The sequence below is a fragment of the Sutterella seckii genome (genome assembly GCF_009183815.1).
Lineage (GTDB): Bacteria > Pseudomonadota > Gammaproteobacteria > Burkholderiales > Burkholderiaceae_F > Sutterella > Sutterella seckii.
Window position 1 is genome coordinate 1 of record NZ_WEHX01000142.1, and the last position, 3,704, is coordinate 3,704.

Sequence of the window (3,704 nt, forward strand, 5' to 3'; positions counted from 1 at the left end):
CTGTTTTACGAATGAGAGTACCCTCTATGCACAGGCGGCCTGACCCCAAGCGCCACACAGCACCATCCGTCAACTATTAAATACCTTTGTTAATAATGCGTAAAGTTGATTCCGGCCTCATCACGGGCATTCAGCAGCCTGCCCGGAGAAGTCTGGAAAAGCTACAAGAAGCAGAAACCGCGCTCTCCGTAAGGTTCGACGCTTAGGTCCTGGCGAAGCCCGGGCAGTCAGGAGGCACTTCGCAGGAGAAAAAAAACACCGCCGGCTGCTGGATTTCAGAAACCGGCGGTGTCCTTTAATGCGTAAACCTGATTCCGAACGCGTCCCGGGCATTCGACAGCCGGCCCGGGAAGAGTTCAGAAAACGGGCATCAGAAGCGGAAGTCGCGTTCGCCTTCGGCAATGCGCTCGAGGCGCTTCACGCTCGCGTTGCGGAACTTCTCGTTCTTCACCTTCGGGAGCTCGAGGCGGATGACGGCCTCGCCCTCAGTGCGGGTCTTCTCCGTCGCGTAGTCGCAGAGATACTCCTTCATCGTGAGGATGGCGTTGGCCTGGCAGTAGTCCGCAATGGCGCCGTTCTTCGCAAATTCCATGAAGCGGTCGCCCGTGCGGCCGGCGCGGTAGCAGGCCGTGCAGAAGCTCGGGAGATAGTGGTTCTCGAGGAGCCAGCGCACCACTTCGTCGAGCGAACGGCGGTCGTTCGTTTCGAACTGCGCGGAATTCTCAATGTCGCGGATGTCGCGGATCGTGTAGCCGCCGACCGACGTGCGCGAACCCCCGGAAATCTGGGAGATGCCGAGCTTCAGAGCCGCTTCGCGGGTGCGGGCGCTTTCGCGCGTCGACATGATCATGCCGGTGTAGGGAACAGCGAGACGAATGAGCGCGACGATCTTGAGGAAGATGTCGTCGGGGACGGCATTCGAGAACGAATGCGGGTCGATGTCGTCCGCCGGGCAGATGCGCGGCACGGAAATCGTGTGCGGACCGACGCCCCAGACGGCTTCGAGATGTTCGGCATGCATGAGGAGGCCGACGAAGTCGTACTTGTAGAGCGTGAGGCCGAAAAGCACGCCGAGACCCACGTCGTCGATGCCGCCTTCCATGGCGCGGTCATGCGCTTCGGTGTGCCACGCGTAGTCCGCCTTCGGTCCCTTCGGATGAAGCTTCTTGTATTCGTCCGGATGGTACGTTTCCTGGAAAAGCTGGTACGTGCCGATTTCGGCCTCGTGGAGCTTGCGGTAGTTTTCAACGGTCGTCGCCGCAATATTGACGTTGAGGCGGCGGATCTTGCCGTTCTTGTGCTGGATCGAATAGATGGTCTTGATGGATTCGAGAATGTATTCGATCGGGTTGTACTTCGGGTGCTCGCCGGCTTCGAGGAGCAGACGCTTGTGGCCGAGGTCCTGCAGCGCAATCACTTCATTTCGGATTTCTTCCTGCGTGAGCTTCTTGCGGACAATGTTCTTGTTCTTCGCGTGATACGGGCAGTAGGTGCAGGTGTTGACGCAGTAGTTCGAGAGATAAAGGGGCGCGAAGAGCACGATGCGCGCGCCGTAAATCTTTTCCTTCACATCGCGGGCGATGCGGAAGATCTCGTCGTTCAGATCCTGCTGGTCGCAGAAAAGGAGCGCGGCCGCCTCGCGATGGGTGAGGCCCTTGGCGGTCTTTGCCTTTTCAAGGAGCGACTCCAGAAGCGGACGGTCGGACTTATGCTCCTCCGCCCACCTGAGGGTGTCTTCAATTTCTTCCCGGCAGATGAATTCATCCGCGCGGCGTGATTTGGGATCGTACATAAAAATTTTTTGGGCTGAAATGACAGGAAGCCAGAAGCTCAAAAATGATGCTTCGGGGATCACTGTCATATGCGGGCGTCTTAGAGCGAGCGCCCTCGGCTTTGTCGAATGCGCTCATGATAAAGATTTCGCCCGCTTTCCGCGTCCGGGTTTTTGATGACACCCGGGTGCACGATCCTTTCTTTTCACCCGGGGATAGTGCTGAGCCTATTCGCCGTCGAGCTCCTTCATGCGGGAGAAGACGGCTCCGGCGGAATAAACCGCAAAAAGAAAGCCTCCGCCCGTAAAGACGGCAAGCCCGAAGAGCGACGCGCCCGCACCGATTACGGAGCCGATGGCGCCCGCAATGACGGGGAATGCGGATTTTCCGGAATTGATGAGCATGAGGCGGAAGCCGATGGCTTCGCCGATCCGGTTTCCGGGCGCAAACCGGTAGACGAGCGACATCATGTTGGGAAGCGACGCGCCGAGCCCGAGACCGAGAAGAAACGCCGCGCACATGAGGGGAAAGAGCGTATGGAAGAAGGGAAAGAGCGCAAAGGCGACGGCGCTCACAAGAAGCGTCATTGCGATGAGGTGCCATTCCTCAAGAACCTTGAGAAGCATGGGCATCAGGAGCCGCACCACGAAGGTGGCGCATGCGAAGCTCCCGAGCACCCAGCCGATTTCAGAGGGGGCAAGCCCGGCTTCATTGGCATAGACCGGGATGAGGAGGTTTCCCACTTCCCAGGCGACGGAGATGACGACGGAGGCAAGCAGCACGGCGCGCATCGGCGGGTCGCGGAAAAAGTCGAGGGACGAGCCCGTGCTTTTCTCTCCTTCCGTCTTCTTTGCCCGCATTCTGTCGCGCTTGACGAGAAGCCCGCGCATGAAGGGAAGGCTCAGAATCGTGGCGAGAATGACGGGTGCGATGAGGCACCAGATGTAGAAGGCGCTGAAGGAGAAGTGTTCAATCACATACCCGGCGGCGACCGGCGTTGCGAGATTGCTCGACGCGGTAACGAGAGAGAGAGCCGTGAATGCGGTCTGCCGGTCGCCGGGGCGGCAGACGTCCCCGGTCAGGCGCTGAGTCACCGTATTCATCAGCATGAAGGCGAGACCGGTCAGGAGGCAGGCGATGAAGAGCGAGAAGATGCCGAAGAGAGCGTTCGGGAGAAAAAGCGCGGCGAGCCCGGACTCGGCGGCGGCAAAAAGTGCGGCGTGAATGGGCGCGCGGGGGCCGGCGCTGTCGAGCCAGCGCCCCACCTTGACTGCAAAGAAGGCAGGAAAGAGAGAGATGCAGGCGAGCATTGCGCCGGTTTCAAAGGGGCCGGCTCCTCGCGAGAGCGCATCGAGCGTTGCCGTAAAGCGCATGCCGGTCGCGCAGGAATGGAGCGAGAGCGGTATGAGGAGAACCTTCAGAAGCGGCAGCAGCGCTGGGAAAAAGGAAGATGGGCGTTCGGCAAAGCGGGGAAAAACTGATCAAGAGTCGGAGAGAGATTCTTTTGAGGTTAACGCCGGAGAATCATTTTTAGCAACCTGAGCAGCAGGCGTCCGGCGCGAATTGAGGGGCGGATTGGGTAATTGATCCGGGCACGGTTCCGGTCTGAGAGAAAAAAAAGATCTTCGCGGGAACACATCGGGCGTTCCTTCAGGAAAATCGGATCAGGCGGCGTGGCAAAAAAGCATCGGGAAATTTTTAAATTGATATTGGGAGGCGCAGAAGGTCTGTCGCTTTTAGCCGTCAGCCGGAAAGTCAATTCAAAAGGGGAGTGATCTTAAGACAAAGGACAATATGCTGATAGGGGTTTACCCTCTTAGTAATGAGTTTTGAAAGGGGGAAAATGAATACAAAATCAATGAGACTCTCGGTAGGACGTCAACTTCCAGCGTTTTTCTACTCCCTACCCAGAGGTAGCTTAAAAACGGCAAC

At 58.0% G+C, this 3,704-nt stretch carries 2 protein-coding genes; both read right to left on the minus strand.

Features of this window, described 5'->3' with window-relative positions; genetic code table 11:
• Positions 1 to 370: 370 nt before the first annotated feature.
• On the minus strand, positions 371 to 1,792 hold the full coding sequence (hydG, locus tag GBM95_RS11250) for a [FeFe] hydrogenase H-cluster radical SAM maturase HydG (RefSeq protein WP_152159181.1): 1,422 nt from the start codon (positions 1,790 to 1,792) through the stop codon (positions 371 to 373).
• Positions 1,793 to 1,999: 207 nt separating this feature from the next.
• The gene (locus tag GBM95_RS11255; protein WP_152159182.1) at positions 2,000 to 3,145 is read right to left on the minus strand and encodes an MFS transporter; all 1,146 of its coding nucleotides are present in this window, start codon (positions 3,143 to 3,145) and stop codon (positions 2,000 to 2,002) included.
• Positions 3,146 to 3,704 lie beyond the last annotated feature (559 nt).

What these genes read in the sequence shown, in the direction of transcription:
- hydG (WP_152159181.1), bottom strand. Translation starts at nt 1,792, where the DNA reads ATGTACGATCCCAAATCACGCCGCGCGGATGAATTCATCTGCCGGGAA.
- GBM95_RS11255 (WP_152159182.1), bottom strand. Translation starts at nt 3,145, where the DNA reads ATGCGCTTTACGGCAACGCTCGATGCGCTCTCGCGAGGAGCCGGCCCC.